This is a genomic window from uncultured Methylobacterium sp., assembly GCF_964251405.1.
Taxonomy (GTDB): Bacteria; Pseudomonadota; Alphaproteobacteria; order Rhizobiales; family Beijerinckiaceae; genus Methylobacterium.
Window position 1 is genome coordinate 11,187 of the sequence record NZ_CAXUJR010000087.1, and the last position, 2,731, is coordinate 13,917.

The window sequence follows — 2,731 nt, forward strand, 5'->3', positions numbered from 1 at the left end:
CGCACCCTCCTGTGGATGTCATCACGGGAGAACGGGTCGCCGGGCCTGCGCCCATGCTAGGATCCGGCGCGGCAGGGCGGCGGCGCCCGCCCATCCCGTCCAGGCGGGCAACCGGAGCAGCGATGACGGTCGGGATCGAGATGGGCGTCGCCTTGGGCGCAGGTGCGGAACCGGCCCGGCTCGACCTCGAGGAGCTTCTCGCGACCCGCCTGCTGGTCCAGGGCAATTCCGGGTCGGGCAAGTCCCACCTGCTGCGCCGCCTGCTCGAGCAGAGTGCCGGCGCGGTGCAGCAGGTGGTGATCGATCCCGAGGGCGACTTCGTCACGCTGGCGGAGGCCCACGGCCACGTCGTCGTCGACGGCAGCCATGGCGAAACCGACCTCCAGGCCATCGCCGCCCGCGTCAGGGCGCACCGGGTCTCGGTGGTGCTCGACCTCGAGAGCCTCGACGCGGAAGGCCAGATGCGTGCGGCCGCGGCCTTCCTCGGCGGGCTGTTCGAGGCCGAGCGGGCCCATTGGTACCCCGTCCTCGTCGTCGTCGACGAGGCCCAGGTCTTCGCGCCGGCCGCGGCCGGCGAGGTTTCGGACGAGGCGCGGAAGGCCTCGCTCGGCGCCATGACCAACCTGATGTGCCGGGGGCGCAAGCGGGGTCTCGCCGGCGTGATCGCGACGCAGCGCCTCGCCAAGCTCGCCAAGAACGTCGCGGCCGAGGCGACCAACTTCCTGATGGGTCGCACCTTCCTCGACATCGACATGGCGCGGGCCGCCGACCTTCTCGGCCTCGACCGGCGCGGCGCCGAGCGGTTTCGCGACTTGGCGCGGGGTGAGTTCGTGGCTCTCGGCCCTGCCCTGAGCCGGCGGCCGCTGGCCCTGCGCATCGGCCCGGTCTTCACCGCGGCGCGCTCGGGCTCGCCGACCCTGATCCCGCTGCCGCAGGCCGACGAGACGGATCTGCGTGCCCTCATCCTCACCCGCGGCGAGGACGAGCCCGCCGCCTGGACCGCGCCGGCGCGGGTGCCGCCCACGCCGCGCACCAGCCCGGCCGACCTGATGCGCGAACTCGGGCGCCACCGCCCCGAGCCGGTGGAAGTGCCCGCGACCCTGACCGAGGCCGAAATCAGGACAGAGCTCGACGCGGTCCTGCGCGGCATCGCCGACGACCGGGACGCCGCCGGCCAGCCGGTTGCGGTGATCTACCAGGATTTCCTGGTGCGCTGCCGGATGCGCGGCCTCGACGGCGAGGCGATCACGCTCTCGGCCTTCCGCCGGCGCCTCGGCGTCGCCCGTGCCGGCGTCGACGAGGACGCGGTGGGCGCGGACGAGGGTGCCGATGCCCGCTGGGCGGAGGCCCGCACGCATGCGGCCGCCCTGCCCGACGAGGTCCAGGGCCTGTTCCTGCTCCTCGCCCGCGCCGCGCTCGCCGGCGAGCCCTGCCCCGGCGACGAGGCCCTGGCCCGGGCGATCGGCAGCCGCTCGCCCGGCCGTGCCCGGCGGCTCCTCAGCTATATCGAGACCCGCGGCACCATCGTGTGCCGCATGGATTTTCGCGGCAACCGCATCGTCGCCCTGCCAAGCCTCGGCTGCGAGACGGCGCCGGGCGACCCCAAGACGACGGCGCTCGCCGAGGCCGAAGCCGGCCTCGGGTTGTTCGCGGCCGAGTAATCGCCCGCCTCGTGTCGACAGGGGACCGTAGCCTCGGAACAGGCTGCGCAGATTGTAAGACCAGGGGCGCCCGCCCATCCACCGTGATGGATTCGAGCCCGGAAACCATGCCTGCGAAGATGAGTGCATCGCGGCCGTTGTGCGCCGTCGCACTTGTTTGCCGATTCAACAACCCCAGTTATAACAAAGTCATGACGTTGCCGATGTGGCTGCTGTTCGGTCCTGACGGGTGATCGCCCTGGAAACGGGTCCGCTCGGCGACCATCCGTTTTCCCAAACGGGACGTTACCCGCTGGCGTCGACGCCAAGCCAACTTCGCGAGTTTCAAGACACTGATGAACCAACTCGTCCGCATGTCCCAGATCGGCGAGGCCGACGCCATCGCCGAACCGTCCGCCGATCTCCGGGTGCCCTTCGCGCAATCGGGCGCTTTCGTCTGCAAGTTCATTATCGGCGAGCCGAGCGACCAGGCCGTGTGCTGCGGTGCATCCGTGCCTGATGGCAAAAGCTGGTGCGCCTTCCACCGTCGGATCGTGTTCGAGCCCGCAAGGCCCGGCCGCATCCGCTGATCCAGACGGCATCACTGCCCTCACGCCTCGCCGGGTCCTCCCGCCGGGGCTTTTTCCGTCGGCAGAACCAGATTCCGATCAGTCGTCGAAATCGTCCGTCTTCTCGTAGGGCGTGTAGGTCCTCATCCGGCGCCCATCCGGAAACTCGACGGTGCGCGAGCGGACGACGAGGAAGCCGGCCTCCTCCGCCTCCCTGATGCGGCGGCTGCGTTCGTCCATCCCGAATCCCTCGAACCGCCCCTGCGCCAGCTCCTGCGCGTAGGCCGGGCGCTGCGTGGTGCGCGCCGCCACGGGCCGCGTCGCCAGAGGCCGCTCGGCGACCGGCCGACGCAGGGGCGGCGCAACGCGCGTCTCGGCGAGACGCGGCCGGCGCGGTTTGTCGGCGACCCGTGTGCGGGCCATCGGCCGATCGCGCGAGACGTCTTGTCTCGATGGGGCGGATTGCGGCTTCGCGGCCTGCGATGAGGGCCCAGCCTTGGCAAGGGGCGCAGCCTTGGCAAG

The 2,731-nt window shown here is 71.5% G+C and carries 3 protein-coding genes; 2 read left to right on the forward strand and 1 reads right to left on the reverse strand.

The features are described 5' to 3' along the window. The first annotated feature begins 122 nt into the window (after positions 1-122). Positions 123-1,661 (forward strand): ATP-binding protein, encoded by a 1,539-nt coding sequence (locus ACFE7U_RS14485; RefSeq protein ID WP_375410422.1) that lies wholly within the window; start codon positions 123-125, stop codon positions 1,659-1,661. Between the two features lie 335 nt (positions 1,662-1,996). Next, positions 1,997-2,230: a hypothetical protein gene (locus ACFE7U_RS14490; RefSeq protein WP_375410423.1), complete on the forward strand. Its 234-nt coding sequence runs from the start codon at positions 1,997-1,999 to the stop codon at positions 2,228-2,230. 78 nt (positions 2,231-2,308) lie between these two features. On the opposite strand, the gene ACFE7U_RS14495 is transcribed toward ACFE7U_RS14490, so the two are convergent. Then, a complete protein-coding gene (locus ACFE7U_RS14495; protein WP_375410424.1) occupies positions 2,309-2,632 on the reverse strand; it encodes a hypothetical protein in 324 nt (107 codons plus the stop codon). Between the last annotated feature and the right edge of the window lie 99 nt (positions 2,633-2,731).

What these genes read in the sequence shown, in the direction of transcription:
- ACFE7U_RS14495 (WP_375410424.1), bottom strand. Translation starts at nt 2,632, where the DNA reads ATGGCCCGCACACGGGTCGCCGACAAACCGCGCCGGCCGCGTCTCGCC.
- ACFE7U_RS14485 (WP_375410422.1), top strand. Translation starts at nt 123, where the DNA reads ATGACGGTCGGGATCGAGATGGGCGTCGCCTTGGGCGCAGGTGCGGAA.
- ACFE7U_RS14490 (WP_375410423.1), top strand. Translation starts at nt 1,997, where the DNA reads ATGAACCAACTCGTCCGCATGTCCCAGATCGGCGAGGCCGACGCCATC.